We start from the raw sequence: 26,779 nt of genomic DNA, 5'->3' as shown, positions 1-26,779 counted from the left end.
GTAGGGCTGTGACCTAGTAGACACCGACGAATCAAAAAAAACTTTCCGGAAGGGGTTGTATCCCCGTCCGAGGTTTGCGAATCTCTACATGGCGATCGGGACAGCCCGCAGAACCGGCACCCACACAGACCGCCAGAACCCCCCAACGAATCTCTGGACCGCACCGGGCGACTGGGCGTCGGCCCTTCCCTCACGGGGGGATTCGTGAAAGCGTTCACATTCACAAGCAACGTGCATGTCACACAAGAGAGGTAGCAGCCATGGACTGGCGTCACAACGCCGTTTGTCGTGAGGAAGACCCCGAGCTGTTCTTCCCCATCGGCAACACCGGTCCTGCGCTGCTGCAGATCGAGGAAGCCAAGGCCGTCTGCCGCCGCTGCCCCGTCATGGAGCAGTGCCTGCAGTGGGCGCTGGAGTCCGGTCAGGACTCCGGTGTCTGGGGCGGTCTCAGCGAGGACGAGCGCCGCGCGATGAAGCGCCGCGCCGCTCGCAACCGGGCGCGCAACGCCAGCGCCTGACAACGACTTTCGAGCCTCGACGCGCAGCGCGTAGAACCGTATAAGCGCTCAGCAACGTGCTCTTGAGCCCCGGACCGAGAACCATTCGGTCCGGGGCTCAGTGCTGTCCGGGGTGCACGCCCGGTCGAGGGCGTCACGCTGAGTGACGCCCCCGCCGCTACTTCTGCGAGCTGGACGGAATGTCGAGGACGACCTTGGTCCCGCGCGGCTGCGCCCGGAGCATGTCGAACGTGCCGCCGAGTTCACCCTCCACGAGGGTCCGTACGATCTGCAGCCCGAGGTTGCCGGCCCGCTGGGGGTCGAACCCCTCGGGCAGACCGCTGCCGTCGTCGAGCACGGTGATCAGCAGTCGCCCGTCGGTGCGGCCGGTCCCGGTGCGGGTCGCGGCCACCTCCACCGTGCCCCGCTCCCCCTGGGTGAAGGCGTGCTCCAGGGCGTTCTGCAGGATCTCGGTCAGCACCATCGACAGCGGGGTGGCGACCTCGGCGTCCAGGATCCCGAACCGGCCGGTGCGCCGGCAGGCGACCTTGCCCGGCGAGATTTCGGAGACCATCGCGATCACCCGGTCGGCGATCTCGTCGAACTCGACGCGCTCGTCGAGGTTCTGAGACAGCGTCTCGTGCACGATCGCGATCGAACCGACCCGGCGCACGGCCTCGTTGAGCGCCTCGCGGCCGGTCTCGGAATCCATCCGGCGGGCCTGGAGCCTGAGCAGCGCGGCCACGGTCTGGAGGTTGTTCTTCACCCGGTGGTGGATCTCCCGGATGGTGGCGTCCTTGGTGATCAGTTCACGTTCGCGACGGCGCAGTTCGGTGACGTCGCGGCAGAGCACCAGCGAGCCGATCCGGACCCCCTTGGGCTTGAGCGGGATGGCGCGCAGCTGGATGACCCCGCCGTTGCCCTCGACCTCGGTCTCCCTCGGAGCCCAGCCGCTGGCGAGCTTGACCAGTGCCTCGTCCACCGGACCGCGGGAGGGGGCGAGTTCGGCGGTGGTGGTGCCCAGGTCCTGGCCGACCAGGTCGGAGGCGAGGCCGAGCCGGTGGTACGCGGAGAGCGCGTTCGGGGAGGCGTAGGTGACCACGCCGTCGGCGTCGAGCCGGATCAGGCCGTCCCCGACGCGCGGGGAGGCGTCCATGTCGACCTGCTGGCCGGGGAACGGGAAGGAGCCCGCCGCGATCATCTGGGCGAGGTCGGAGGCGGACTGGAGGTAGGTGAGCTCCAGCCGGCTGGGTGTACGCACAGTGAGCAGGTTGGTGTTGCGGGCGATCACGCCCAGCACCCGGCCCTCGCGGCGCACGGGGATGGACTCGACGCGCACCGGCACCTCCTCGCGCCACTCCGGGTCCCCCTCGCGCACGATCCGGCCCTCGTCGAGCGCGGCGTCGAGCAGCGGGCGGCGGCCGCGCGGAACCAGGTGGCCGACCATGTCGTCCTGGTACGACGTGGGGCCGGTGTTCGGGCGCATCTGGGCGACCGAGACGTATCGGGTGCCGTCGAGGGTGGGCACCCACAGCACGAGGTCGGCGAAGGACAGGTCGGAGAGCAGTTGCCACTCCGAGACCAGCAGGTGGAGCCACTCCAGTTCGGTTTCACTGAGAGCGGTGTGCTGGCGTACGAGGTCGTTCATGGAGGGCACGTTGCGAGCGTACCCCGGGTACGCGGCATGACTTTCCCCACGGGAATACCCAGGAGTATCCAGGAGGGCCGATGGCCGCGTACTGTTGGAGGAACTGACGGGATTCCACGGCCCGTCATTGGATGGACAGAACAGAATGGTCTAGTCCACAATTGTGTATAGCTTCCGCCCTCCCCGCACAGGAGGACGGATCGAGGTAAGCCGCGCACTCTGCCCTGACTGCGCCGGCACCTCCCACCGGCCGCGGGAACCGCACACCCGTCGGCCGTAAGTACTCCGGGCTACGGTGCCGGACGGGTTGAGGGTCCCGTCCTGCACCGTGGCCCAGAGGAATTTCTGGGGCCTTTTCGTTTTCGCGAGCGGTCAGCCCGGCCGGCTCACCGGCGGAGCTCCTCGGGCCAGGCCAGCAGGGCCCGCGCCGCAACCGCCTCCAGCTCCTCCCGGCTCGCCCCGTCGCGCGACTGCTGGGACATCCCCTGAAGCACGGCTCCGGCGTACCGGGCCAGCGCCCGGGCGTCCGTGTCGGCGGGCAGTACCCCGGTCGCCATGTCGGCCCGGATCCGGCTCTCGAACAGCTCCAGATTCGCGTTGCGCCGCTCGCGCAGGGCCCCGGCCACCTCGTCCGAGGTCGTGTTGGCAGCCGCGCTGATCACCAGGCAGCCGCGCGGATGGGCCGGGTCGGTGTAGACCTCGGCGGCCTCGCGCAGGATGCGGCCGACCGCCGCCCGCGCGGTGGGCTCCTCGGCCAGCGCCACGTTCGCGAAGTCCCCGTAGCGGCCCCCGTACACCACGACGACCTCGTCGAAGAGCTTGCGCTTGTCCCCGAAGGCCGCGTAGAGGCTGGGCGCGCCGATCCCGAGCGAGGCGGTCAGGTCGGCGATGGAGGTCGCCTCGTAGCCGCGCTCCCAGAAGGCGAGCATGGCCTTGTCCAGGGCGGCGTCGCGGTCGAAGGAACGGGGTCTGCCGCGCTGTCCGGTCACCATGCCCAGATTCTATAGCGGGCGTTAGGGAATCTGATACGTTCCTTTCTGTAGCGATCACTAGCAAATAATGGAGGGGGGCGCGTCATGGGCGTGCTCAAGGGGAAGACGGCCCTGGTCACGGGCGGCAGCCGGGGCATCGGGCGGGCCGTGGCGGAGCGGCTGGCGCGGGACGGGGCGTTGGTCGCGGTGCACTACGGCCGCAACGAGGCCGCGGCGAAGGAGACCGTGTCCGCCATCGAGGCGGCCGGCGGACTGGCCTTCGCCATAGGGTCCGAACTCGGGGTCCCGGGCGACGCGCAGGCCCTGTGGGCGGCGTACGGGGCACACCCGGCGCACACCGACGGCGTGGACATCCTGGTCAACAACGCGGGGGGCGCGACCTTCGCCGGAATCTCGGACACGGACGAGGAGACGTACGACCGGGTCCACGCGCTCAACGCCAAGGCGCCGTTCTTCGTGATCCAGCACGGGCTGGCCCGGCTGCGGGACGGGGGCCGGATCGTGAACGTGACCGGCACCCCGGACCTCGCCCTGCCGGCCATCCTGGCCACGATCATGGCCAAGGGCGCGGCGAACGCGCTGACCCGGTCGCTGGCCGCCGAGCTGGCCCCGCGCGGGATCACGGTGAACTCGGTGGGCCCCGGCATCATCGAGACCGACCTGAACGCGGGTCTGCTCGCGGACCCCGGCACCCGGGCCCACCTGGCCGCCCGTTCGGTGTTCCACCGGGTCGGCACTGCGCGGGAGGTCGCCGACGTGGTGGCCTTCCTGGCCTCGCCGGACTCCCGCTGGATGACGGGGCAGCACCTGGACGCCACGGGGGGTCTCCAGCTCGCGCTGCTCTAGCCGTTCGGAGCCGTTCGGAGCCGTTCGGCGGGGCGGCGGGCGGCGGGGCGGCGGGGCGGCGGGGCGGCGGGGCGGCGGGGCGGCGGGGCGGCGGGGCGGCGGTGGGAGGGTCGACGCCCCCCGGGGCCCTGGCGTCCGAGAGGCCGGGCGCAGGGATCCGGATCACCATGGATAACGGCGGAACCCCCGCCACGGGCGGCCACCTCTGCTAGATTGGTCTATACCACATCACCCACTCCAGATCGGCAGGCCCCGCGTGGAAGTTGTCATCGTCCCGGACGCCAAGGCAGGCGGCGAGCTCATCGCGGAGGCCATGGCCGCCTTGGTCCGCCGCAAGCCCGACGCCCTGCTCGGGGTGGCGACCGGCTCCACCCCGCTGCCCATCTACGAGGCCCTCGCCGCCAAGGTGAAGGCGGGGCAGGTCGACGCCTCCAAGGCGCGGATCTGCCAGCTCGACGAGTATGTGGGCCTGCCTGCCGGGCACCCGGAGTCCTACCGGGCCGTCGTACTGCGCGAGGTCGTCGAGCCGCTCGGCCTGTCCGAGGCCTCGTTCATGGGCCCCGACGGCTCGGCGGCGGACATCGTCGCCGCCTGCGCGGCCTACGACCAGGCCCTGGCCGCGGCCGGTGGCGTCGACCTCCAGCTGCTGGGCATCGGCACGGACGGCCACATCGGCTTCAACGAGCCCTGCTCCTCGCTGGCCTCCCGCACCCGGATCAAGACGCTGACGAAGCAGACCCGCGTGGACAACGCGCGGTTCTTCGACAACGACATGGACCAGGTGCCGCACCACGTCATCACCCAGGGCATCGGCACCATCCTCGACGCCCGCCACCTGGTCCTGCTGGCCACGGGCGAGGGCAAGGCCGAGGCCGTCGCGCAGACGGTCGAGGGACCGCTGTCGGCGCTGGTGCCGGCCTCTGCGCTGCAGCTGCATCCGCATGCGACCGTCGTCGTCGACGAGGCCGCCGCGTCGAAGCTGAAGCTGGCCGAGTACTTCCGTCACACCTACGCCAACAAGCCCGTCTGGCAGGGCCTGTAGCCGCACCCCCACCGCCGAAGGGCCGGGCTCCCCCTCGCGGGGACCCCGGCCCTTCGCGCTGCCGCCCGAGCCGCTCGAAGCCCCGGACTCCGGGCCCGGACCCCGCGCCTCAATCGCCGGCGGGGCTGAAGATGGGGCTCCGGCCGGGTACGCCCTCAATCGCCGGGCGGCCTCGAAGGTACGGCTCCGCCCCGGACTCCGCGCCTCCGGCCCGGGCACGCCCTCAAACGCCGGGCGGGCTCGAAGGTACGGCTCCGCCCCGGACTCCGCGCCTCCGGCCCGGGCACGCCCTCAAACGCCGGGCGGGCTGGAATTGCCCTCCGGGCAACCCAGCCCCGGCGTTGAGGCGTGGGTGCCCAGGGGCGAAGCCCCCACCTCCAGCTCCGCCGGCTTGAGACGCGGGGACCCGGGGGCGGAGCCACCCTCTTCAGCCCCGCCCGCTTGAGGCGCAGGGACCCGGGGCGGAGCCACCCTCTTCAGCCCCGCCCGCTTGAGGCGCAGGGACCCGGGGGCCGGCCCCCGGCAGCGGCGCCGCGCCGTGCAGTCCCGCCTGGGGGCGTCTCCCAGCGGTAGCTGGGCGCACCGACACAGCCCCGCCGGCGCTCGAGGCGCGGGCGGGGCCGGGGGCTAGCGGCCCGCCAGGAGTTCGGCGGCGGCCCGGCCGCAGACCGGGGAGGCGCCGTGCGTCGCGATGTGCAGCGCACCGCGCGGCGCCGCCTGCGGGAGGCCCATCTCGACCACGACCGTGTCCGGCCGCGCAGCGACCAGCGCGTCCAGGGCCGCCGTCATCCACGGATGCCGGTGCGCGTCGCGCACCACCGCGACCACCGTTCGCCGGTCCCCCGCCGCCGTCAGGATGTCCGCGGCCGAGGCGCCCTCCAGGTACACGCCCGCCTCCGTGCCCGGCAGCAGCGAGGCCAGTGCCCCGGCCACGCCCCACGGGGTCTCCTCGCCCACCGCGATGTTCGCGACGGGCGCGAGCGTGGCCACGTACGGCGCGGACAGCGGGGTGATCGAGCCGGTGATCACCAGCGCCCGGCGGGCAGCCGTCAAGCCGATGCCGGACGCGCGGCTCCCCTCCGGCCGCGCGTCCGGCCGGGCCCGGCGGGTCCACGCGGCCAGCGCGCGGACGCGGGCAGCGGCTTCGGCGAGCCGCTCCTCCGGGAGCGAGCCCTCGTGTACGGCCGCGACGAGCGCGTCGCGCAGCCGCAGCACGGTCGCCTCGTCGGCGAGGCCCCCGCCGACGCAGATCGCGTCGGCGCCGGCCGCGATGGCCAGGACCGAGCCGCGCTCGATCCCGTACGTCCCGGCGATGGCGTTCATCTCCATGCCGTCGGTGACGATCAGCCCCTCGTAGCCGAGTTCCTTGCGCAGCAGACCGGTCAGGATCTGCGGGCTGAGGGTGGCCGGGCGGGTCGGGTCGAGGGCGGGCACCAGGATGTGCGCGCTCATCACGGCCTTCGTACCAGCCTCGATGGCCGCCCTGAAGGGGACGAGTTCGCGGGCCTGGAGGGTGTCCAGGTCCACGTCGATGCGCGGCAGCGCGTGGTGCGAGTCGACGTTGGTGTCGCCGTGGCCGGGGAAGTGCTTGGTGCACGCGGCGACGCCGGCGGCCTGGAGGCCTTCCACGTACGCGGCGGTGTGCCGGGCCGTCAGGTCGGTGTCGGCGCCGAAGGACCGTACGCCGATCACCGGGTTGTCCGGGTTGGAGTTCACGTCCGCGGACGGGGCCCAGTTGAGATTGACCCCGCACTCGGCGAGGCGCCGGCCCAGTTCGCGCGCGACGTCCCGGGTCAGGGCGGTGTCGTCGACGGTGCCGAGGGCCAGGTTGCCGGGGAAGGACGAGCCGCCCCGGACCTCCAGGCGGGTGACGTCGCCGCCCTCCTCGTCGATGGCGACCAGGACGTCGTCGCGCTCGGTACGCAGCTGCGCGGTCAGCGCGGCGAGCTGCTCGGGCGAGGCGATGTTGCGGCCGAAGAGGCCGACGGCGGTGAGGCCTTCGCCGACCTGGCGCAGCAGCCACGAGGGGGCGGTGGTGCCTTCGAAGCCGGGCTGGAGGACCGCGAGGGCGTCCCTCGTCACGGCGTCGTTCGCATCGGACGCAGTGGAGCGGTGCGCAAGGACAGTCATGGGGCCGTTATCCCTTCACGGCCCCGGCGGTCATGCCGCCGACGGCCTTGCGCTGGAGGAAGACGAAGATCAGCAGGACCGGGACCGCGAACAGCGAGGACGCGGCCATGGTGGCGCCCCAGTCGTTGCCGAAGGCGCTCTGGAACTCGGTCAGCCAGAGCGGCAGGGTCTGCGCGGTCTTGTCCTTGTTCAGGATCAGGACCATCGCGAACTCGTTCCATGCGGTGATGAAGCCGAAGAGCGAGGTGGACATCAGACCGGGGGCCAGCAGCGGGAAGATCACCTTGCGGAAGGCCTGGCCGCGGGTGCAGCCGTCGATCTGGGCGGCCTCCTCCAGGGTCACCGGGACGGCGGCTATGAAGCCGCGAAGGGTCCAGATGGTGAAGGGGAGGACCATCACGAAGTAGATCGCGGTGAGCAGCGGGAGGCTGTTCAGGACCTCGGCGTCGCGGGCGATCATGTACATCGCGATGACCATGACCTCCCAGGGGGCCATCTGGGCCATCATCACGGCGAGGACGAGGCCCTTGCGGCCCTTGAACTTCATACGGGCGATGGCGAAGCTCGCGGCGAGGGCGACGAGAAGGGCCAGCAGGACGGCGCCGACGGTGACCAGGACGCTGTTGGTGACGTAGGTCCAGAAGTTGGCGACCCCGGTGGCCTTGGTGAAGTTGTCCAGCGTCGGGGTGAAGACGAAGACCGGGTCCTTGGTGAGGATCTCGCTGGACGGCTTGAGCGCCGAGGAGAACATCCAGTACACGGGGAAGACGAAGACGAGGGCCAGCAGGAGCGCGCCGAGGTTCTTGGCGACGGCTCCGGGGCGGACCGGCCGGCGCGTGCGGAGCTTCTGGCCGGGCTGCTGCCCGCGCGTCGGGGCGGCGGCCTTCGGGGCGGTGGTCGTGCTCACTGCTCCTCCTCCTGCTTCAGGATCAGGCGGAAGTAGAAGGACATGACGATCACGAGGATCAGGATCGTCAGGACGGAGATCGCGGCGGCGAGGCCGTAGTGGGCCTGGCTCTGGCCCTCGACGTAGGCGAAGACCGGCAGGATCTCGGAGGCGCGGTCGGGGCCGCCCTTGTTCATCGCGTAGACCTGGGTGAAGGCCTTGAAGACCCAGATCACCTCGAGGAACGTGGTGATGAGGAAGAAGGGCTTGAGGTTCGGGAAGACGATCTTCCAGAAGGTCTGCCAGCCGTTGGCCCCGTCCATCCGGGCGGCTTCGTACAGCTCGGCGCTGACCGTGGTGAGGCCGGCGTACATGTTGAGGGCCACGAAGGGGATGGAGCCCCAGACCACCAGGATCGTGACGATCACGAGGGTGGAGAGGCCGGTCTCCATCCAGTTGTGCTGGTCGTAGCCGGCGAAGCCGGCGGTGCGCATGACCCAGTTCATGACGCCGAACTGCTCGTCGAACAGCCACTTGAAGACCTGCACGGAGGCGACGATCGGCATGGCCCAGGCCATCACCAGCGCCATCGACAGGACCAGGCGCATCTTCTTGCCGAGCCTGTTCAGCAGGATGCCGATGAGGCTGCCGAGCGTCATGATCAGCGCCACGTTGGCCAGGGTGAAGGCGAAGCTCCGTACGACGACGGTCCAGAAGTTCGCGTCACCGAGCAGCTCGGTGTAGTTGTCGAGCCCCGTGAACGGGTACTTCCGCTGGATGAACTCGATCTTGTTGATGTCCTGGAAGGACAGGATCACGTTCTTGACCAGCGGGTACAGCAGGAGCGTCGCGAGGGCGAGCACGGCCGGCCCGACCAGCAGATAGGGCAGCCACCCCGAGGGGAGCGGCTTTCTGCCCCCGCGAGGAGGCGTATGACGGGGGCCGGTTGCGGTGGTGGGCCGCTCGGGCCGCCCGGCGGACTTCAGTGGTGCGTCCTCTGGAGCGCTGGTCATCGCTCCCTGGGAATGCACGGTCATGTCTGGCTTCCTCGCGGTTGACTGTGGAGTCAAATGCGCGACCGGGGGCACGGCAGGCGGCTGGGCGCCTGCCGCACCCCCCGGTGCGTTCACACTGCTGGGTAGTGCGGGTACTGCGGGGTGGGACTACTTGTTGATGCGGCTCGCGATTTCCTTGTCCGCGTCCGCGCCCGCCTTGGCGGCGTCCTCACCCTTGAGGACCTTGGTCATGAACTCCTTGACGGGGTTCGGCTCGGTCTCGACGTTCGCCCAGCCCGGGGTGACCGGGGTGATCTTGCCGTTGACGCCGGCCTTGCCCATGGCCTCGGCGAAGGAGCCCGCGTCGGGGGTGAAGTTCGCGCCGGCCTGGTTCGGGAGCAGCGCGCCCTTGGTCTCGGCGGCGTACTTGGTCATCTGGTCCTTGCCGGCGGCGAGGGCCAGCCACTCCTTGGCGAGCTCCTTGTTCTTGGAGCGCTCGGCGACCGCGAGGTTCGAGCCGCCGAGGAAGACGGTGCTGGTCTTGTCGGCGGTCTTGCCCGGGATCGGGAAGTAGCCGAAGTCGGCTTCCTTGCCCGCCTCCTTCAGGGCCTTCTCAGCGCCGCCGGCCTCCCAGCCGAGGCCGATCCAGGACGAGACGCCGCCCTTGGGCACGATGTCGGTGGACTGCTGCGGGTTGGCCTCGTCCTTGTCCTTGGGGGCGGTGGAGAAGGACTGGAGCTTCTTGTAGAACTCCATCGCGGAGGCGGCCTGCGGAGTGCCGAGCCCGCCCTTCCACTTGCCGCCGTCCTTGACGGCCAGGTCGCCGCCCTCGTCCCAGATGAGGCCCGCGAGGACGTACCAGCTCTGGCCGGGCAGGTAGATCGGCTGCGAGGCCGGGTCGGCCGCCTTCAGCTTCTCCAGACCGGCGATCCACTCGTCGCGGGTCTTCGGCGGGGTGACGCCGGCCTTCTCGAAGGCCTTCTTGTCGTAGATGACGACGCGGTTGGCGGCGTACCACGGGGCGGAGTAGAGCTTGCCGTCGACCTCGGCCGAGGCGAGCATGCTCTTCTGCCAGGCGTCGGCGCCGAGCTTGGCCTTGTCCTTCGTCAGGTCGGCGAGGCCGCCGGTGACCGCGTAGCCGGCGGTCTGGGTGTTGCCGAGCTCAAGCACGTCCGGAGGGGTGTTCTCGGAGAGGGCGGTGGTGACCTTCTCCTGAATGCCGGTCCACTTCTGCTCCTCGACCTTGACCGTGACACCGGGGTGCTTGGCCGAGAACTCCTTGTTGACCTCGTCGATCCAGGCCTTCGGCGCGGAGCCGTCCATCACCCAGACGGTGATCTCCTTGGCGCCACCCGCGTCGGTCTTGCCCTTGTCGTCGCCGCCGTTGCCGCACGCCGCGACTCCGGCCATCATGCCCGCGACACTGACCGCCGCGATGAGCTTGCGCTTCACGCCACCCTCCTCAGGGATGCTGCCTGCAACTTCCCTCGCCCGCCGCGGTGACGTACGTACCAAGTACTGCCCGTGGGGCCGGGATCTGATCCATTATTGGTTTAGACCAGTAGCTGGAGCTTGGCCTAGACCTTTAGGGGTGTCAAGGGTCTAATGAGCGGGTGCTCGGTCCGTTATCGGACCGACACCTGGGGAGAGAGAAGGCCTGTCCCCCCTTACGTGTCACGATGTGACCGCACATATCGGAGGAGCCGGTGACGGCAGCGAAACTGGAGTCGGGAAGGCGGGCGGCGATGGCCACCGAAGGGGCGATCACGGAGCCGGAAGGCGGGGCGGCCACCCGCACGGCGCGCGTACCCAAGTACTACCGACTCAAGCGGCACTTGCTCGACATGACCGAAACGCTGCCCCCCGGCACGCCCGTGCCGCCGGAACGCACGCTCGCGGCCGAGTTCGACACCTCGCGGACCACCGTCCGCCAGGCCCTCCAGGAACTCGTCGTCGAGGGACGACTGGAACGCATCCAGGGCAAGGGGACCTTCGTCGCCAAGCCCAAGGTCTCCCAGGCGCTCCAACTCACCTCGTACACCGAGGACATGCGCGCCCAGGGACTGGAACCGACCTCCCAGCTCCTCGACATCGGCTACGTGACCGCCGACGACACCCTCGCCGGACTGCTCAAGATCAACACCGGCGGACGGGTCCTGCGCATCGAGCGCCTGCGGCTGGCCAGCGGCGAGCCGATGGCCATCGAGACCACCCACCTCTCGGCCAAGCGTTTCCCCGCCCTGCGCCGTTCACTCGTGAAGTACACCTCCCTCTACACCGCACTCGCCGAGGTGTACGACGTCCATCTCGCCGAGGCCGAGGAGACCATCGAGACCTCGCTGGCCACGCCGCGCGAGGCCGGCCTGCTCGGCACCGACGTCGGGCTGCCGATGCTGATGCTCTCCCGGCACTCCCTGGACGCGGACGGCGAGCCGGTGGAATGGGTGCGGTCGGTGTACCGCGGCGACCGGTACAAGTTCGTGGCCAGGCTCAAGCGACCTGCGGTCTAGCACCCGTTCCCCTATACCGGAATACGGACGGGGTCTTACGTTCACCGGGCATTCCCCCGTAGATTCCCTGCGCTCACGCAGTGATCGACGAGGGGACGAGAGCCATGCCGGAACCGCAAGCTACTGGTACAGAACGGGACGTGGCGAGTCCGGGCGGCACTCCGGGCTCGCCTTCGCCGAGGTCCATCGCCGTGTGGGTGCTCGTCGGTCTCGTCGGCGCCCTCGGCTGGGCCGTGCTCGCCCTCTCGCGCGGCGAGGAAATCTCGGCCGCCTGGCTGCTCGCGGCCGCGCTGGGCTCGTACGCGATCGGCTACCGGTTCTACTCCCGGTTCATCGCGCACCGCGTGCTGAAGGTGGACAAGACGCGGGCCACCCCCGCCGAACGCCTCGACAACGGTGTCGACTTCCACCCCACCGACCGGCGGGTCCTCTTCGGCCACCACTTCGCGGCCGTCGCCGGCGCCGGACCGCTCGTCGGACCCGTGCTCGCCGCCCAGATGGGCTATCTGCCGGGCACCATCTGGATCGTCGCGGGCGTCATCTTCGCGGGCGCCGTCCAGGACATGGTCACGCTGTTCTTCTCCACCCGCCGCGACGGCCGCTCGCTCGGCCAGATGGCCCGGGACGAGATCGGCCCCGTGGGCGGTGCCGCCGCCCTGGTCGCCGTGTTCGCGATCATGATCATCCTGCTGGCCGTGCTCGCACTCGTCATCGTGAACGCGCTGGCGCACTCCCCGTGGGGCGTCTTCTCCATCGGCATGACCCTCCCGATCGCCCTCTTCATGGGCTTCTACCTGCGCGTGCTGCGGCCGGGCCGGGTCACCGAGGTCTCCGCCATAGGCGTCGCGCTGCTGCTGCTCGCCATCGTGGCGGGCGGCTGGGTCGCCGAGTCCTCCTTCGCCTCCACCTTCACGCTGGAGAAGGAGACGCTGGTCGTCTGGATGGTCGTGTACGGCTTCGTCGCCTCGGTGCTGCCGGTGTGGATGCTGCTCGCGCCCCGCGACTACCTCTCCACCTTCATGAAGGTCGGCACCATCGCGCTGCTCGCCCTCGGCGTGGTCATCGCGATGCCGACCCTGAAGATGCCCGCGGTCACCGACTTCGCGACCCGCGGCGACGGCCCGGTCTTCGCCGGCTCGATGTTCCCGTTCGTCTTCATCACCATCGCCTGCGGGGCCCTGTCCGGCTTCCACTCGCTGGTCTCCTCGGGCACCACCCCGAAGATGATCCAGAAGGAGACCCAGGTCCGGGTCATCGGCTACGGCGCGATGCTGACCGAGTCCTTCGTCGCCGTCATGGCGATGATCGCCGCCTCGATCATCGATCCCGGTCTGTTCTTCGCCGTGAACTCCCCCGGCGGAGTCATCGGCACCACGGTCGAGACCGCCTCGGCGGCGGTGACCAACTTCGGCTTCGCCATCTCCCCGGACGCCCTCGCGCAGGCCGCGAAGGACGTCGAGGAGACCAGCCTGCTGTCCCGCACGGGCGGCGCGCCGACATTCGCACTCGGAATGTCGGAGATCTTCTCGGCCGTCATCGGCGGCGCCGGGATGAAGGCCTTCTGGTACCACTTCGCCATCATGTTCGAGGCGTTGTTCATCCTGACGACGGTAGACGCGGGCACCCGCGTCGGCCGGTTCATGCTCCAGGACACCCTCGGCAACGTGCACAAGTCCTTCCGGAACGTGAGCTGGAAGCCGGGCGTCTGGCTGGCGAGCGCGATCGTCGTCGGCGGCTGGGGCTACTTCCTGTGGGTCGGCGTCAAGGACCCGCTGGGCGGCATCAACCAGCTCTTCCCGTTGTTCGGCATCGCGAACCAGCTGCTCGCGGCGGTCGCCCTGGCCGTCTGCACCACGCTGCTGGTCAAGTCCGGCCGGCTGAAGTGGGCCTGGGTCACCGGTGTTCCGCTGGCGTGGGACGTGGCCGTCACGCTCACCGCGAGCTACCAGAAGATCTTCTCGGACGACGTGAAGATCGGGTTCTTCGCGCAGCGCGACAAGTACCAGACCGGCATCGACGCGGGCAAGGTCCTGCCTCCCGCCAAGAACATGGGCGACATGCACACCGTCGTCACCAACGCCACGGTGGACGGTGCGCTGTCGGCGCTGTTCGCGATCCTGATCGTCATCGTGCTGGCGGACGCGGCCCGGACCTGCTTCAAGGCCATCAGCAGCCCGGAGTCCGTGAAGCTCTCCGAGGTCCCGTGGACCGAGTCGAAGATCATCGCCCCGGCGGGGCTGATCCCGACCGCCGAGGAGAGGGCGGAGCTCGCCGCTTCCGGCCTCGACTCGGGCGGCGGCCGGGTCAAGGAGCCGCTGTCCTCATGAGCGGCGTCATGAGCGGCCTCGTGAGCAGCGTCATGAGCGGCCGTGCGGGCCTGCGCGGCGCGCTGGCGCGGGTCCGGTTCTACGTACGGGAGTTCTCGGGCGAAGCGGCGTACGACCGGTACGTGGCCCACGCCCGCTCCCACGACCCGGACGCGCCGGTCCCGACGCGCCGGGAGTTCGAGCGGGCCCGTACGGACGCGCGCGAGGCGGACCCCCGCGAGGGCTTCCGCTGCTGCTGAGGGCAGCCGAGGGGCCCCGCCCGAAACGGGTGGGGCCCTTCGGCACGCCTGCGGCACACTCGACGGCATGGACATCACGATCAGGCCGGTGCGGCCCGCCGACTACGCGGACCTGGGCGAGATCACCGCCCGGGCCTACCTCGCCGACGGGCACCTGGACTTCAACGAGGACGACGAGTACCTGCACGTGCTGCGCGACGTGGCCGGCCGCGCCGCCCAGGCCGAAGTGCTGGTCGCCGAACAGGACGGCCGGGTCCTGGGCGGAGTGACCTTCGCCGCGCCCGGCAGCCCGCTGGCCGACATCGCCGGCCCGGACGAGGCCGAGTTCCGGATGCTCGCCGTGGCCCACGAGGCGCGCGGGCAGGGCGCCGGCGAGGCGCTGGTGCGGGCGTGTGTCGAGCGGGCCCGGGCCATCGAGGGCGTGACGGGACTGGTGCTCTCCACCCAGCACAGCATGGCCGGCGCCCACCGGATCTACGCGCGGCTGGGTTTCGTACGCACGCCCGAGCGGGACTGGGCGCCGATCGAGGGCTTGAGGCTGCTCACTTACGAGTTGAAGCTGTAGCCGCGTGGACACAACATGTGGGGGCTGCCGCATCCGACCGCCCCCACATGTATGCTCATGCCTGCTGTCGCCGCAGGGGAATCCGGTGCGAATCCGGAACTGTCCCGCAACGGTATGAAGTGCACCGATCGGTGCATCCGCGAGTCCGAGGACCTGCCGACAGCGCGCCCGGCTCGACCGAACCGGGTGCCGATACGTCCGGGCCTCGCGGTTGGGCCGGTGGACGCCATGCGGTGTACGCGTTACTGCCACGCCCGCATGCGCCCGCCCGCGCCCCGCCCCGCCGATGACCGGGCCGAGCGAGGGAGAGCTCCCGCCGTGACCATCGCGCCTTCCGCACCGCGCGCCGAGTCCATTTCTGGCGACAACACCGAGGGCCCGGGGGCCACGCTGCTGCGTACCCTCACCGAGCTGACGGCCGACCTCCCCGACACCGACCCCGGACGGGTGGCCGCCGCCGCGCTGCGCGGCCGCAGCTTGGCCGCCGACGAGGCCGAACTGCGCGGGCTGGCCACCGAGGCCGCCGCGGGGCTCATCTCCGAGGACCCGGCGTACTCCCGCCTCGCCGCACGGCTGCTGACCCTCGCCGTCCGTGACGAGGCCGCGGGCCAGGGCGCGACCTCCTTCTCCGAGTCCGTCGCGGTCGGGCACCGCGAGGGGCTCATCGCCGACCGCACCGCCGAGTTCGTGCGCATCCACGCGAGCCGCCTGGACGCCCTCGTGGAGCACGCCCTCGCCGAGGGCGCCGACGACCGCTTCGGCTTCTTCGGCCTGCGCACCCTGCACAGCCGCTACCTGCTGCGCCACCCGATCACCCGTCAGGTCGTGGAGACCCCGCAGTTCTTCATGCTGCGCGTGGCCTGCGGCCTCGCGGAGGACGAGAGCATGCGCGCGGTCGAGGAAGTGGCCTCGCTGTACCGGCTGATGAGCCGCCTCGACTACCTGCCGTCCTCCCCCACGCTCTTCAACTCCGGAACCCGGCACCCGCAGATGTCCTCCTGCTACCTGCTGGACTCCCCGCTGGACGAGCTCGACTCGATCTACGACCGCTACCACCAGGTCGCCCGCCTCTCCAAGCACGCCGGCGGCATCGGTCTGTCGTACTCCCGCATCCGCGCCCGCGGTTCGCTGATCCGCGGCACCAACGGCCACTCCAACGGCATCGTGCCGTTCCTGAAGACCCTCGACGCGTCCGTCGCCGCCGTGAACCAGGGCGGCCGCCGCAAGGGCGCCGCCGCCGTCTACCTGGAGACCTGGCACGCGGACATCGAGGAGTTCCTGGAGCTCCGCGACAACACCGGTGAGGACCAGCGCCGTACGCACAACCTGAACCTCGCCCACTGGGTCCCGGACGAGTTCATGCGCCGCGTGAACGCCGACGCCGACTGGTCGCTGTTCTCCCCGGCCGACGTGCCCGAGCTGGTCGACCTGTGGGGCGACGAGTTCGACGCCGCCTACCGCAAGGCCGAGGAGTCGGGCCTGGCCCGCAAGACCATGCCCGCCCGCGACCTGTACGGCCGGATGATGCGCACCCTCGCGCAGACCGGCCAGGGCTGGATGACCTTCAAGGACGCCTCCAACCGCACGGCGAACCAGACCGCCGAGCCGGGCTCGGTCGTCCACTCCTCGAACCTGTGCACCGAGATCATCGAGGTCACCAACGACGGCGAGACGGCCGTCTGCAACCTCGGCTCGGTCAACATGGGCGCCTTCGTCATCGACACGGCCGACGGTCGCGGGATCGACTGGGAGCGGCTGGACGAGACCGTCCGCACCGCCGTGACCTTCCTCGACCGCGTGGTGGACATCAACTTCTACCCGACCGAGCAGGCCGGCCGCTCCAACGCCCGCTGGCGCCCGGTGGGTCTGGGCGCCATGGGCCTCCAGGACGTGTTCTTCAAGCTGCGGATGCCCTTCGACTCCCCCGAGGCGAAGGCCCTGTCCACCAAGCTCTCCGAGCGGATCATGCTGGCCGCGTACGAGGCCTCCTGCGACCTCGCCGAGCGCAGCGGCCCGCTGCCCGCGTGGGAGCAGACCCGCACCGCCCGCGGCGTCCTGCATCCCGATCACTACGACGTCGAGCTGAACTGGCCGGAGCGCTGGGACGCGCTGCGCGCCCGGGTCGCCAAGACCGGCATGCGCAACTCGCTGCTCCTCGCCATCGCCCCGACGGCGACGATCGCCTCGATCGCGGGCGTGTACGAGTGCATCGAGCCCCAGGTCTCCAACCTGTTCAAGCGCGAGACCCTCAGCGGTGAGTTCCTCCAGGTCAACGGCTACCTGGTGGAGGAGCTCAAGCAGCTCGGCGTGTGGGACGCGCAGACCCGCGAGGCGCTGCGCGAGTCGAGCGGCTCGGTGCAGGGCTTCGGCTGGATCCCGGCCGAGGTGCGCGAGCTGTACCGCACGGCGTGGGAGATCCCGCAGCGCGGCCTGATCGACATGGCGGCGGCCCGTACGCCGTTCCTCGACCAGTCGCAGTCGCTGAACCTGTTCCTGGAGACGCCCACCATCGGCAAGCTCAGCTCGATGTACGCGTACGCCTGGAAGCAGGGCCTGAAGACCACGTACTACCTGCGCTCGCGCCCGGCGACGAAGATCGCCCGCGCCGCGCAGGCCGCCACCCCCGCAGCGCTCCCCCAGGCCGTCGCCGACGCGGAAGCGCTCGCCTGCTCCCTTGAGAACCCCGAGTCCTGCGAGGCCTGCCAGTAATGAGTTCCCACGACAACAAGAACCTCCTGGACCCGGGCTTCGAGCTCACGCTCCGCCCCATGCGCTACCCGGACTTCTACGAGCGCTACCGGGACGCGATCAAGAACACCTGGACCGTCGAGGAGGTCGACCTCCACTCGGACGTCGCCGACCTCGCGAAGCTGACGCCCGCCGAGCAGCACATGATCGGCCGGCTCGTCGCGTTCTTCGCGACGGGCGACTCGATCGTCTCGAACAACCTGGTGCTGACGCTGTACAAGCACATCAACTCCCCGGAGGCGCGCCTGTACCTGTCGCGCCAGCTGTTCGAGGAGGCCGTGCACGTCCAGTTCTACCTGACGCTGCTCGACACCTACCTGCCCGACCCGGACGACCGCGCGGCCGCCTTCGACGCGGTCGAGGAGATCCCGTCGATCCGCGAGAAGGCGCAGTTCTGCTTCAAGTGGATGGACTCGGTCGAGAAGATCGACCGGCTGGAGACGCAGGCCGACCGCCGGCGCTTCCTGCTGAACCTGATCTGCTTCGCGGCGTGCATCGAGGGCCTGTTCTTCTACGGCGCCTTCGCGTACGTGTACTGGTTCCGCAGCCGCGGCCTGCTGCACGGCCTGGCCACCGGCACCAACTGGGTGTTCCGCGACGAGACCATGCACATGAACTTCGCCTTCGAGGTCGTGGACACGGTCCGCAAGGAGGAGCCGGAGCTCTTCGACGACGCGCTCCAGCAGCAGGTCACCGACATGCTGAAGGAGGCCGTGGAGGCGGAGCTGCAGTTCGGCCGCGACCTGTGCGGCGACGGTCTGCCGGGCATGAACACCGAGTCGATGCGCGAGTACCTGGAGTGCGTCGCGGACCAGCGCCTGGTCCGCCTCGGCTTCCCGCCGGTGTACGGCTCGCAGAACCCGTTCTCCTTCATGGAGCTGCAGGGCGTCCAGGAGCTGACGAACTTCTTCGAGCGCCGTCCGTCGGCCTACCAGGTCGCGGTCGAGGGCACGGTCGACCTGGACGAGGACTTCTGAGTCCGTCGCCGAACCACTGATCGGCCGGTGGCTGCCTCGCGCAGCTGCCGGCCGATCCTGCGTTCCCGGACGATTCCGTGGAGGGCCGGGGCGAGCAGGAGGGCGGCGACGGCGAGGACGACGGTGTAGTCGAGGAAAACGTTCATGCGTCCAATGTCGCGGGACCGGCGAAACCCGGACAGTGGCAGGACTGTCATGAAAGTGCGAATTACTGCCACACTGGAGTCATGCTGAAGAACGTGGCCGTGGCCGTGGTGAACGGGGTCGCCCCCTTCGAGCTCGCCATCTTCTGCGAGGTCTTCGGGATCGACCGCAGCGAGATCGGCCTGCCCGCCTACGACTTCGCCGTCTGCGCGGTCGAGGACAATCCGCTGTCCGTCGGCGACGGCCACTTCGGCCTCACCCTCCCGTACGGGATCGAGCGGCTGGACGAGGCCGACCTGATCTGCCTGCCGGCCGACCGCGAGGCGCCCTCGCGCGCGTATCCGCAGCCGCTGCTGGACGCGCTGAACCGGGCCGTGGACCGCGGCGCGCGCGTGCTGAGCGTGTGCAGCGGAGCCTTCACGCTGGGCGCGGCCGGCCTGCTCGACGGCCGCCGCTGCACCACCCACTGGATGCACGCCCCGACGCTGACGCGCCGCTACCCGCGCGCCCTGGTCGACCCCGACGTGCTGTACGTGGACGAGGGTCAGGTGATCACCTCGGCGGGCACCGCCTCCGGGATCGACGCCTGCCTGCACGTGGTCCGGCAGGAGCAGGGCGCGGAGGTGGCCAACACCATCGCGAGGCGGATGGTCGTGCCGCCGCACCGGGACGGCGGGCAGGCGCAGTTCATCCAGCGGCCGCTCACCCGCACGTCCTGTGACACGGTCGGCGAGGTCATCGGATGGATGGCCCGGCACCTGGACGACGAGATCACCGTCGAGCAGCTCGCGGAGCGCGCGCACATGTCGCCGCGCACCTTCGCCCGCCGCTTCCTCCAGGAGACCGGCACCACGCCGTACCAGTGGGTCCTGCGCCAGCGGGTCCTGCTGGCCCAGGAGTTGCTGGAGTCCACCGACGAGACCGTCGACGCCGTCGCGGGGCGCTGCGGCTTCGGCAACGCGGCCGCTCTGCGGCACCACTTCCTGCGGACGCTCGGCACCACACCGAACGCGTTCAGGCGTACCTTCCGGGGTCCGCAGGCCGCGGCCTGAGCCGAGCGCCGGGCAGGCACTCCCGGCACACCGGGCGGGTGCTCCTGGCCGAGAACCAGAGAACCTTTGGCCCGAACCAGCTCGGTACGTAGTCGGCCAGTGGCGTACGGTGAGGACGCCCGGCCTGGCCGCGCCGCACAGCGCCCGGCCGCGCGCCGCTCACCACAGCCCAGGGGGGCCACCAATGTCCCGTACCGCCCGCATCCTCACCGCCGCCGTGTTCGCCGTCCTGCTCGCCGGCGGCGCGACCGCGACCGCCTCCGCGGACAGCGGCTGGGGCGCCGCACCGGCCGACAGCGGCTGGGGCGCCGTGCCCGCCGAGACCGCGAAGCACGCCGCTCCCGCCGACAGCGGCTGGGGTTTCGCCCAGAGCTAGGCCGTCGCACCACGCGCACCTACGGCAGGCCCCCGCTCCGGTTTGGGAGCGGGGGCCTGCCGTAGGTGTGCGTACGCGCCGCGGGAAATCAGTCGTTCGGGACGGTCTCGTAGCGCGGGGTGCCCTCTTCCATCTGCCGCAGGGCGTCCTTGCGGTCCCGCTTCGAGAGCCGGTCGATGTACAGGTACCCGTACAGGTGGTCGGTCTCGTGCTGGAGGCAGCGCGCGAAGTAGCCGGTACCGCGCACCTTGATCGGGTTGCCCTGCGCGTCCTGGCCCTCGACCTCGGCGTAGTCCGGGCGGGCAAGCGAGGCGTACGCCGTCGGGACCGAGAGGCACCCCTCGTTGGAGTCGTCCAGCACCCGCGCGCCGGCCGGCAGCTCGACCAGCTTCGGGTTGACCACGACTCCGGTGTGCCGCAGGCCGTCGTCGTCCGGGCAGTCGTAGACGAAGACCTTGGCGTCCACACCGATCTGGTTCGCGGCCAGGCCCACGCCCTCCGCGGCCTTCTGGCTGGCGAACATGTCATCGATCAGCTGCGCCAGCTCGTCGCCGAACTCGGTGACGTCCTTGCACTCCCGGTGCAGGACCGGGTTGCCGACCACCGTGATCGGGCGGGCGGTGCCCCGCTCGCGGTGGGCCAGCTCGCGCTCCGCACAGTCCTCGGTGTCCACGACGTACCCGTCGTTCACCTCGGTGCCGACCGCGACCTCGGCCTCGACAACCTCGTTCTCCTGCTGCGCCATATCCGCCGTACGCCTTCCGTAAGTCACCGATGTGCCCGTACAGCCTACGGCCCGGCTCAGCAGACTTCTTCGAGATCCCGCCACTCCCGGCTGTCCGGGCTGTCGGCGACCCATCCGTCGAGCAGTCCGCGCACCAGCCCGGCCGGCGCCGCGATGCCGCACTCCCGCTCCGGCACCCACAGCGAGCCGGAACCGGCCGTGCGGTGACCCAGCGGTCCGGGATGCCCCGGTTCGCTGTGGTCGTGCGGGTCCAGGTGCTCCCCGTCGCCCTCGTCGCTCGGCATTTCGCTCTCCGAGCAGGTCCGGCACAGCAGCCGCACCGACGAGGACCAGTCCTCGGCGGCGAAGCCCGCGTCCGCGGCCAGCTGCTCCAGCGCGTCCCGGTCCGCCTCGCCGGCCGCCTCCAGCAGCACCACCCAGGTCGGCACCGGCGACGGCGCCCACAGCTCGATCTCGTCGAAGACGGGGTACGAGGGTCCGGCCGCGGTGACCCGCTCGCCGTGCGGGACCCCGTCATGGAGCACCACCTCGCCCCAGCGGCGCCCCGAGGACGGCAGCGGGATCGACAGGACCTCGATGCGGGCCGGGTCCAGCCGACGGCCCCAGACCACCTCGGCCTCGCCTTCGGGCGACAGCCGCACGGCGGCGCTGCCGAGCTCCATGCCGACCGGTTCACCGTTGCCTCCGGCGCCGTGCGGGTCGCCGGGCACTTTGAGCCCGTACGCCTGCCAGGCCCGCCGGGCCAGCGGCCAGTCCTGCAGCGCGGTCGCGGCGATCCCCACGTTCCACCAGTCCGGGGCGCCGGTCTCGCGGTCCAGCAGGGCCACGGCGCGCAGGCCGGCGGCCCGCGCCTGCTCCCAGTCGTGCCGGAACTTGTGCAGCAGAGCCAGGTTGAACCAGGACTCGGACAGCCAGGGCTCCAGGTCCGCGGCTCTCGTCAGCAGCGCCCCCGCGTCCTCGTACCGCCCGTCGCCGATCAGCGTGAACGCGCGGTCGGTGGCCTGCCGCCACGAGGCGGAGGGCCGATGCCGTACCTTCCCGAAGATCCTCACGATTCCCGCCTGCCTGGGGGCACCTCCCAGCGGAAGCTGGGGGACTAGGTGCAGCCTTGCGGACACTCTTACGGTCCCTCTTACTGGCATCCAACCATGCCCACTCGGACGGCCGCTCATTACCCATGGGTTACCCAGGTTGGACAGGAACAACTCTGTCACGTCCGCCCCTGGCCAGAACCCTCGCCAAGCCGTCCACGACCTCCGGCTGGTACGCGTGCCCGGTGCCCAGGCGGAGCTGCTCCAGAGCGGCCAGTGAGCTGCCCGGGTGACGGTTCCCGCCGACCAGGTCGTCGTACGCGTTCACCGCCCGCACGATGCGGGCGGCGACGGGCTGCTCCCGGTACGGATCGGCCTGCCGCTCCACCACCACGGCGACCTCGGCGGGCACCCCGGTCTGGCGGGCCACCTCCCCGCCCAGCTGCGCGATCCGGCGGGCTTCGGCGGCGGGCAGCTCCGCGGTGGCCCCGTCCGGAACCGGGTCGACGAGGGAGAGCTGCCCGATGTCGTGCATCAGCGCCGCGTACTCCAGCACCGTGAGCTCCCGCTCCGACAGCCCGAGCTCCCGGCCGACGGCGCAGCTCAGGGCGGCGACCCTGCGGGAGTGGCCGGTCGGGGTGTAGCCGGCGATCTCCGTGGCCCGGGCCAGGGAGGTGATGGTCTGGCGGTAGGTGGTGCGGATCGCGGTGATCCGGTGGAAGGACAGCTGGGTCAGCAGCAGGGGAACGCTGAAGACGGGCAGGGCCCACAGCCCGGCGCCGGCCACGCCGAGGGCCATCACGACGCCGGTGGCGCAGATCGCCGACCCGATGCCGAGCTGGGCGCGCAGCTCGTCGCGCAGCAGGGGCCCGTACGGCCAGCCGGTCCGGGCCGCGGCGAGGGCGGCGGCGAGCACGGCGTCGCACAGGGCGGTGAGGCCGAGGAGGAGGAGCAGGAAGAGGACGAGGTAGGGGCCTTGGCCCACCCGCTCCTCCAGTCGGCCGGAGTTGTAGAGCGGCTGGAAACAGACGGCTGCGAAGGCGACGGTGAGGACCCGGCGGGCGATGTGGTCGACGGCCGGGCCGCGGCCCCTGGCGACGTGCGGGACGATCCCGGCGAGGGCGGCCGCGACGACGACCGCGACGATCTGCAGCACCCCGTGGCGGGTGGGCTGCCCGGCGTTCTGGCCGAGCAGGGCGTAGGCGAGGGCTCCGGCGGAGCCGAGCGGCGCGGGCCGGCGGTCAGTGGGTTCGCGGCGGGCGAGCTCGCCGATGGTGATCAGGATCCCGAAGGCCAGGGCGATGCCGGGTTCGACGAGCCCGTTCCACAGGGTGTGCCCGAGCCCGGCGGCGGTGAGCACCCCGGCCGCTCCCCGCACGGTCCACACTGCGGTCGCCCTCACGTGCCGGCCCCCGGCGGAGCCGGAGACGCGGGGGTGGCCGCGGTCGGGCGGGCGCCCTGGCCGGGCAGGGCGGCCAGGGTCGGCGACCCCTGCCCGCCCCCGGGGGGCGAGGCGCCGCTGATCACCTGGAGGTCGTCGTCGGAGGTGACCACCGGGTGCCAGCCGTGCCGTCCGATGGCGCCCGTCAGGGCGCCCACCATCGCCGGGTCGAACTGGGCCCCCGCGCACCGGGCCAGTTCCGCGAGGGCGACCTCCACCGGCCGGGCCCGGCTGTACGAGCGGGTGGAGGTCATCGCGTCGAAGGCGTCGGCCACCGCCACCACCCGGGCCAGCACCGGGATCTGGTCGCCGGTCAGCCCGTAGGGATAGCCGGAGCCGTCGACCCGCTCGTGGTGGTGCAGGATCGCGGACCGGGCCTCCCCGAGGAAGCCGATGCCGCGGACCATCTCGTGCCCGTACTCGGGGTGCAGTTCGATGATCCGGCGCTCGTCCGGGGTGAGCGGCCCGTCCTTGCGCAGCAGCCGCGTCGGGACGCCGAGCTTGCCGACGTCGTGCAGGATCCCGGCGATGCGTACGACTTCTAGGCGGTCCTCGGCCATGCCCAGCTCGCGGGCGATCATCGCGGAGGCCTGGCCGACCCGTTCGCTGTGGCCTCGCGTGTAGCGGTCCTTGATGTCGACGGCCTGGACGAGGGCGCGGATGGTGGCCCGGTGGGCGGCGCGCTCGCGGTGGTACTGGGCGAAGACCCAGCAGGAGATGTACATCGGCAGCAGGACGAGCAGGGCGGCCGGGAGCCCGTACGGGCTGCGCCACATGACGGCCATCATCAGGCCGGCGAGGCCGTGCACACAGTGCGGGGCGAGGGACCGGGTGAGCAGTCCGCGCCAGGCGGTGGCGGCGGGGCGGCGTTCCGCGACGGCCAGGATGCCTCCGTCGAGGGCGGTGAGCACCAGGCAGAAGGCGACGGCCGCGGCCGCCGCGGGGAGCATCACGTACGGGAAGTCGGCCACCCAGACCGGCGGGTCCGCAGCTCCGGGCGGCCCGGAGCCCCCGGAGCCCAGGGCCTCCGGGCCGCGCAGCAGCCGGTACGTCTGCCCCGCGACCCAGGCGGCCATGGACTGCTGGGCGCAGTGCCACACCCGGCGCACCCGGGCGGGCCGCTGGACCACGGTCCCCGCGAGGCCGCCGGGCAGTGCCACGAGCGCGGCGGCGGCGGGCGGCAGCAGGAAGACGGCGGCGAGCACCACGGGAAAGAAGGAGCCGATGCCCTCGGGCACACGGCTGCCCGGCAGCGGGCAGTTCTTCACGAGCTCGCAGCCGAGGTAGAGCACGGCGAGCAGGGCCACGGTCGCCCAGGGCGTACCGGAATCCGTGAGGGCGGGGGCGACGCAGGCGATTGCCGCGAGGACGGCGCACAGGATGTACGCGCGCGCCCCCGGCGGAAGTACCCGCATGGCGCTCACCTCCCCGGTGACTTCAAGCCAGGTACCGAATCGAACCAGCACCGAATGGGGAGAATAAGTGGGGCCCGGAGCGAAGTGGGCCACATTTTCACATTGGGCCATACGGACGCCCCCGGATTAGCACCTTCGGGTGAACGAAGTACCCCTCCGGGGGCGGTTGTTCAAACTCTCGACGGCGGGGTCAGCCGCCGGCCGGGTTGTCCGCCGTGACGTCGGCCGTGATGTCGGTGGTGACGTCGGATGTGATGTCGTGGTCCGGGACGGCCTGCCCCGACCGGATGAGCTCGATCCGCCCCATCACCTTCGACCGCAGGTCGGTCGGCACGTCATCCGAACCGCAGCAGCGCTTCACCAGCTTCTTCACGGCCTGCTCCAGGCCGTACTTCTCCAGACAGGGGCTGCACTCGCCGAAGTGTGTCTCGAACTTCGTGCAGTCGCTGTCGGGCATCTCATGGTCGAGGAACTCGTAAAGGTGGTCCAGGACCTCAGAGCACTCCGTCTCGTGCGGCTCTCCGCAACTCATGAGCCCGAGCCTTTCCTGTCGTTCGACTCTCCCGCGCCGGCAGGGACCATCCCGCGCTCACGGGCATAGTCCTCCAGCATTCCACGGAGTTGACGGCGGCCACGGTGCAGTCGCGACATGACCGTACCGATGGGTGTACCCATGATGTCGGCGATCTCCTTGTACGCAAAGCCCTCTACGTCGGCAAGGTAGACCGCGATGCGGAACTCCTCGGGAATGGCCTGGAGCGCTTCCTTCACGTCCGAATCGGGCAGGTGGTCGAGCGCCTGCGACTCGGCGGACCGCAGGCCGGTCGACATGTGCGACTCGGCGCGTGCCAGCTGCCAGTCCTCGATCTCCTCCGCGGCGCTGCGCTGGGGCTCGCGCTGCTTCTTGCGGTAGGAGTTGATGAACGTGTTGGTCAGGATGCGGTACAGCCACGCCTTCAGGTTGGTGCCCTCGCGGAACTGGTGGAAGGACGCGTACGCCTTCGCGTACGTCTCCTGGACCAGGTCCTCGGCGTCGGCCGGGTTGCGCGTCATGCGCAGCGCGGCCGAGTACATCTGGTCGAGGTAGCCGAGGGCGTCCCGCTCGAAGCGCGCGTTGCGCTCCGCGGTCGTCTCCTCCGCGTGGCCTTCGTCGGTCCCAGCGACAGGACCCACCTCCTCCGACTGCGTGGCGGCTCCGAAAGCGGATCCGCTCGAATCGGAGAATAGTCGACCTTCCCGGCCCTCCGCCGCCCGAAGCGAGCTGCGCTTTGGCCCGGGCAGCACCGTCCAGTCCAGGTCAGCGGCCTGCGGACGGTTCTGGCTGATGACCTGGGTCATGCGCTCCCTCTCCTCCGACGAAATCCCGTGCGTACCGACATCCGGGACAACAGAAGGTGCGGGCGGCGCATTCCCGGGCGGGGGCCGGGAATCCGGGCCCCGTACGGGGCCCGGGCGGCCGGTGGTGATCCGGATCACCACCGGATTACCCCGGACACCGCGCAATGTGTCAGGTCGCGGTCAGACTTCCAGTGCCGCGAGCCATGCGGCCACCGCCCCGGTGATCACCGCGAGGGCCTCCTCCTGGGTGGTCTCCGCCTTCTTCGGCACGGCGAAGCCGTGGTCCGCGTACGGGACCTCCACCAGCGTGTACGGGTCCCCCTCGGACGGCTCCGGGAACTCCTCCGGACGCCCGAAGGCGTCCCGGCCGCCCTGGACCACCAGGGTGGGCAGCCCTGCGCCGAGCAGCTCCTCGGCCCGCGACTTCTCCGGGCGGCCCGGCGGGTGCAGCGGGAACGCCAGCGCCAGCACGGCGGCCGCGCCCAGCCCGGCCCCGGTCCGGCAGGCCACCCGGGCCCCGGCGCTGCGGCCGCCCGCGACCACGGGCAGCCCGGGCCCGGCGAGGGCCGGCCACAGCCCGCGCCATCCCTCGTCGAGCACCTTGGGCGCGGCTGCGACCTTCTTCCCGGCGACCCGCCAGGGCTGTTCGACCAGCGCCACCGTGACCCCGCGCGGGGGCAGGGCGGCGGCCAGCGCCTGGAGGTCGCGGGCCTCGACGCCGCCGCCGGCGCCGTGGCTCACGGCGAGCACGAGCCGGGCCTCGCGGGCGGTGTGCCAGGTGATGCGGGCCTCGCCCGCCGGGGTGTCGACGCTCTCGGTACGCGTGGTCATGGAT

At 71.0% G+C, this 26,779-nt stretch carries 25 protein-coding genes and 1 riboswitch; of the genes, 11 read left to right on the top strand and 14 right to left on the bottom strand.

The annotated features are described in order from the left end of the window. Positions 1–260 precede the first annotated feature (260 nt). Positions 261–518 carry a WhiB family transcriptional regulator gene (locus AB0D48_RS09550; protein WP_003953983.1) on the top strand — a complete coding sequence of 86 codons (258 nt, stop codon included), beginning with the start codon at positions 261–263 and terminating at the stop codon, positions 516–518. Between the two features lie 157 nt (positions 519–675). Here the strand turns inward: AB0D48_RS09550 and AB0D48_RS09545 are convergent, their stop codons facing one another. Together AB0D48_RS09545 and AB0D48_RS09540 are read right to left on the bottom strand one after the other, a co-directional pair. Then, entirely contained in the window at positions 676–2,145 is a 1,470-nt protein-coding gene (locus AB0D48_RS09545; RefSeq protein WP_362393068.1) for a PAS domain-containing sensor histidine kinase, read from the bottom strand. A gap of 386 nt (positions 2,146–2,531) precedes the next feature. Further along, the gene (locus AB0D48_RS09540) at positions 2,532–3,137 is read right to left on the bottom strand and encodes a TetR/AcrR family transcriptional regulator (protein WP_362392730.1); all 606 of its coding nucleotides are present in this window, start codon (positions 3,135–3,137) and stop codon (positions 2,532–2,534) included. Between the two features lie 84 nt (positions 3,138–3,221). Between AB0D48_RS09540 and AB0D48_RS09535 the strand changes: the two genes are divergently transcribed. Both AB0D48_RS09535 and nagB read left to right on the top strand, forming a co-directional pair. Further along, positions 3,222–3,983, top strand: coding sequence for an SDR family oxidoreductase (locus AB0D48_RS09535; RefSeq protein ID WP_362392727.1), 762 nt, complete (start codon positions 3,222–3,224; stop codon positions 3,981–3,983). Positions 3,984–4,239: 256 nt separating this feature from the next. Beyond that, the gene (nagB, locus tag AB0D48_RS09530) at positions 4,240–5,025 is read left to right on the top strand and encodes a glucosamine-6-phosphate deaminase (RefSeq protein WP_362392724.1); all 786 of its coding nucleotides are present in this window, start codon (positions 4,240–4,242) and stop codon (positions 5,023–5,025) included. Between the two features lie 627 nt (positions 5,026–5,652). Here nagB and AB0D48_RS09525 read toward each other — a convergent pair. The 4 genes from AB0D48_RS09525 to AB0D48_RS09510 form a co-directional block, all read right to left on the bottom strand. Further along, positions 5,653–7,155 carry a glycoside hydrolase family 3 protein gene (locus tag AB0D48_RS09525; RefSeq protein ID WP_362392721.1) on the bottom strand — a complete coding sequence of 501 codons (1,503 nt, stop codon included), beginning with the start codon at positions 7,153–7,155 and terminating at the stop codon, positions 5,653–5,655. A 7-nt stretch (positions 7,156–7,162) separates the two neighbouring features. Next, positions 7,163–7,942 (bottom strand): carbohydrate ABC transporter permease, encoded by a 780-nt coding sequence (locus AB0D48_RS09520; protein ID WP_362393065.1) that lies wholly within the window; start codon positions 7,940–7,942, stop codon positions 7,163–7,165. 116 nt (positions 7,943–8,058) lie between these two features. Next, positions 8,059–9,078, bottom strand: coding sequence for a sugar ABC transporter permease (locus AB0D48_RS09515; RefSeq protein ID WP_362392718.1), 1,020 nt, complete (start codon positions 9,076–9,078; stop codon positions 8,059–8,061). 126 nt (positions 9,079–9,204) lie between these two features. After that, complete coding sequence (locus AB0D48_RS09510) at positions 9,205–10,488, bottom strand: extracellular solute-binding protein (RefSeq protein WP_362392715.1); 1,284 nt, start codon at positions 10,486–10,488, stop codon at positions 9,205–9,207. A 293-nt stretch (positions 10,489–10,781) separates the two neighbouring features. Here AB0D48_RS09510 and AB0D48_RS09505 point away from each other — a divergent pair, with 293 nt between their 5' ends. The 6 genes from AB0D48_RS09505 (at position 10,782) to AB0D48_RS09480 (ending at position 18,402) form a co-directional block, all read left to right on the top strand. Further along, positions 10,782–11,546 (top strand): GntR family transcriptional regulator, encoded by a 765-nt coding sequence (locus AB0D48_RS09505; RefSeq protein WP_362393062.1) that lies wholly within the window; start codon positions 10,782–10,784, stop codon positions 11,544–11,546. A gap of 104 nt (positions 11,547–11,650) precedes the next feature. After that, the gene (locus tag AB0D48_RS09500; RefSeq protein ID WP_362392712.1) at positions 11,651–13,873 is read left to right on the top strand and encodes a carbon starvation CstA family protein; all 2,223 of its coding nucleotides are present in this window, start codon (positions 11,651–11,653) and stop codon (positions 13,871–13,873) included. Positions 13,874–13,905: 32 nt separating this feature from the next. Then, positions 13,906–14,112: a YbdD/YjiX family protein gene (locus AB0D48_RS09495; protein WP_362393059.1), complete on the top strand. Its 207-nt coding sequence runs from the start codon at positions 13,906–13,908 to the stop codon at positions 14,110–14,112. Positions 14,113–14,179: 67 nt separating this feature from the next. Next, positions 14,180–14,677, top strand: coding sequence for a GNAT family N-acetyltransferase (locus tag AB0D48_RS09490; protein WP_362392709.1), 498 nt, complete (start codon positions 14,180–14,182; stop codon positions 14,675–14,677). Between the two features lie 44 nt (positions 14,678–14,721). After that, positions 14,722–14,853, top strand: a riboswitch (cobalamin riboswitch). 142 nt (positions 14,854–14,995) lie between these two features. Then, positions 14,996–17,386 carry a ribonucleoside-diphosphate reductase subunit alpha gene (locus AB0D48_RS09485; RefSeq protein ID WP_362392706.1) on the top strand — a complete coding sequence of 797 codons (2,391 nt, stop codon included), beginning with the start codon at positions 14,996–14,998 and terminating at the stop codon, positions 17,384–17,386. Continuing rightward, entirely contained in the window at positions 17,386–18,402 is a 1,017-nt protein-coding gene (locus tag AB0D48_RS09480) for a ribonucleotide-diphosphate reductase subunit beta (protein WP_362392703.1), read from the top strand. Before AB0D48_RS09485 ends, AB0D48_RS09480 begins: the two co-directional genes overlap by 1 nt. Here AB0D48_RS09480 and AB0D48_RS09475 read toward each other — a convergent pair. Further along, complete coding sequence (locus tag AB0D48_RS09475) at positions 18,354–18,548, bottom strand: hypothetical protein (protein ID WP_362392700.1); 195 nt, start codon at positions 18,546–18,548, stop codon at positions 18,354–18,356. The genes AB0D48_RS09480 and AB0D48_RS09475 overlap by 49 nt on opposite strands. 81 nt (positions 18,549–18,629) lie before the next feature. Here AB0D48_RS09475 and AB0D48_RS09470 point away from each other — a divergent pair, with 81 nt between their 5' ends. Then, positions 18,630–19,598, top strand: coding sequence for a helix-turn-helix domain-containing protein (locus AB0D48_RS09470; RefSeq protein ID WP_362392697.1), 969 nt, complete (start codon positions 18,630–18,632; stop codon positions 19,596–19,598). A 184-nt stretch (positions 19,599–19,782) separates the two neighbouring features. Then, positions 19,783–19,974 (top strand): hypothetical protein, encoded by a 192-nt coding sequence (locus tag AB0D48_RS09465; protein ID WP_362392694.1) that lies wholly within the window; start codon positions 19,783–19,785, stop codon positions 19,972–19,974. An 88-nt stretch (positions 19,975–20,062) separates the two neighbouring features. Here AB0D48_RS09465 and def read toward each other — a convergent pair whose 3' ends face one another. The 7 genes from def to AB0D48_RS09430 form a co-directional block, all read right to left on the bottom strand. Further along, on the bottom strand, positions 20,063–20,719 hold the full coding sequence (def, locus tag AB0D48_RS09460) for a peptide deformylase (protein WP_362392691.1): 657 nt from the start codon (positions 20,717–20,719) through the stop codon (positions 20,063–20,065). Between the two features lie 56 nt (positions 20,720–20,775). After that, a complete protein-coding gene (locus AB0D48_RS09455) occupies positions 20,776–21,771 on the bottom strand; it encodes a hypothetical protein (RefSeq protein ID WP_362392688.1) in 996 nt (331 codons plus the stop codon). Positions 21,772–21,901: 130 nt separating this feature from the next. Beyond that, positions 21,902–23,152, bottom strand: coding sequence for an HD domain-containing protein (locus tag AB0D48_RS09450; protein ID WP_362392685.1), 1,251 nt, complete (start codon positions 23,150–23,152; stop codon positions 21,902–21,904). Further along, complete coding sequence (locus AB0D48_RS09445) at positions 23,149–24,606, bottom strand: HD-GYP domain-containing protein (protein WP_362392682.1); 1,458 nt, start codon at positions 24,604–24,606, stop codon at positions 23,149–23,151. The genes AB0D48_RS09450 and AB0D48_RS09445 overlap by 4 nt, the downstream gene beginning before the upstream one ends. 190 nt (positions 24,607–24,796) lie before the next feature. Next, positions 24,797–25,138 (bottom strand): mycothiol system anti-sigma-R factor, encoded by a 342-nt coding sequence (gene rsrA, locus AB0D48_RS09440; RefSeq protein WP_362392680.1) that lies wholly within the window; start codon positions 25,136–25,138, stop codon positions 24,797–24,799. Continuing rightward, the gene (locus tag AB0D48_RS09435; protein WP_362392677.1) at positions 25,135–25,779 is read right to left on the bottom strand and encodes a sigma-70 family RNA polymerase sigma factor; all 645 of its coding nucleotides are present in this window, start codon (positions 25,777–25,779) and stop codon (positions 25,135–25,137) included. The genes rsrA and AB0D48_RS09435 overlap by 4 nt, the downstream gene beginning before the upstream one ends. 345 nt (positions 25,780–26,124) lie before the next feature. Beyond that, positions 26,125–26,775, bottom strand: a complete 651-nt coding sequence (locus tag AB0D48_RS09430; protein ID WP_362392674.1) for an alpha/beta family hydrolase — start codon at positions 26,773–26,775, stop codon at positions 26,125–26,127. Between the last annotated feature and the right edge of the window lie 4 nt (positions 26,776–26,779).

It is taken from the genome of Streptomyces sp. NPDC048269 (assembly GCF_040652395.1).
GTDB lineage: Bacteria > Actinomycetota > Actinomycetes > Streptomycetales > Streptomycetaceae > Streptomyces.
Note: the sequence above shows the minus strand (reverse complement) of the source record. Positions and strands in the feature narration are given on the sequence as shown.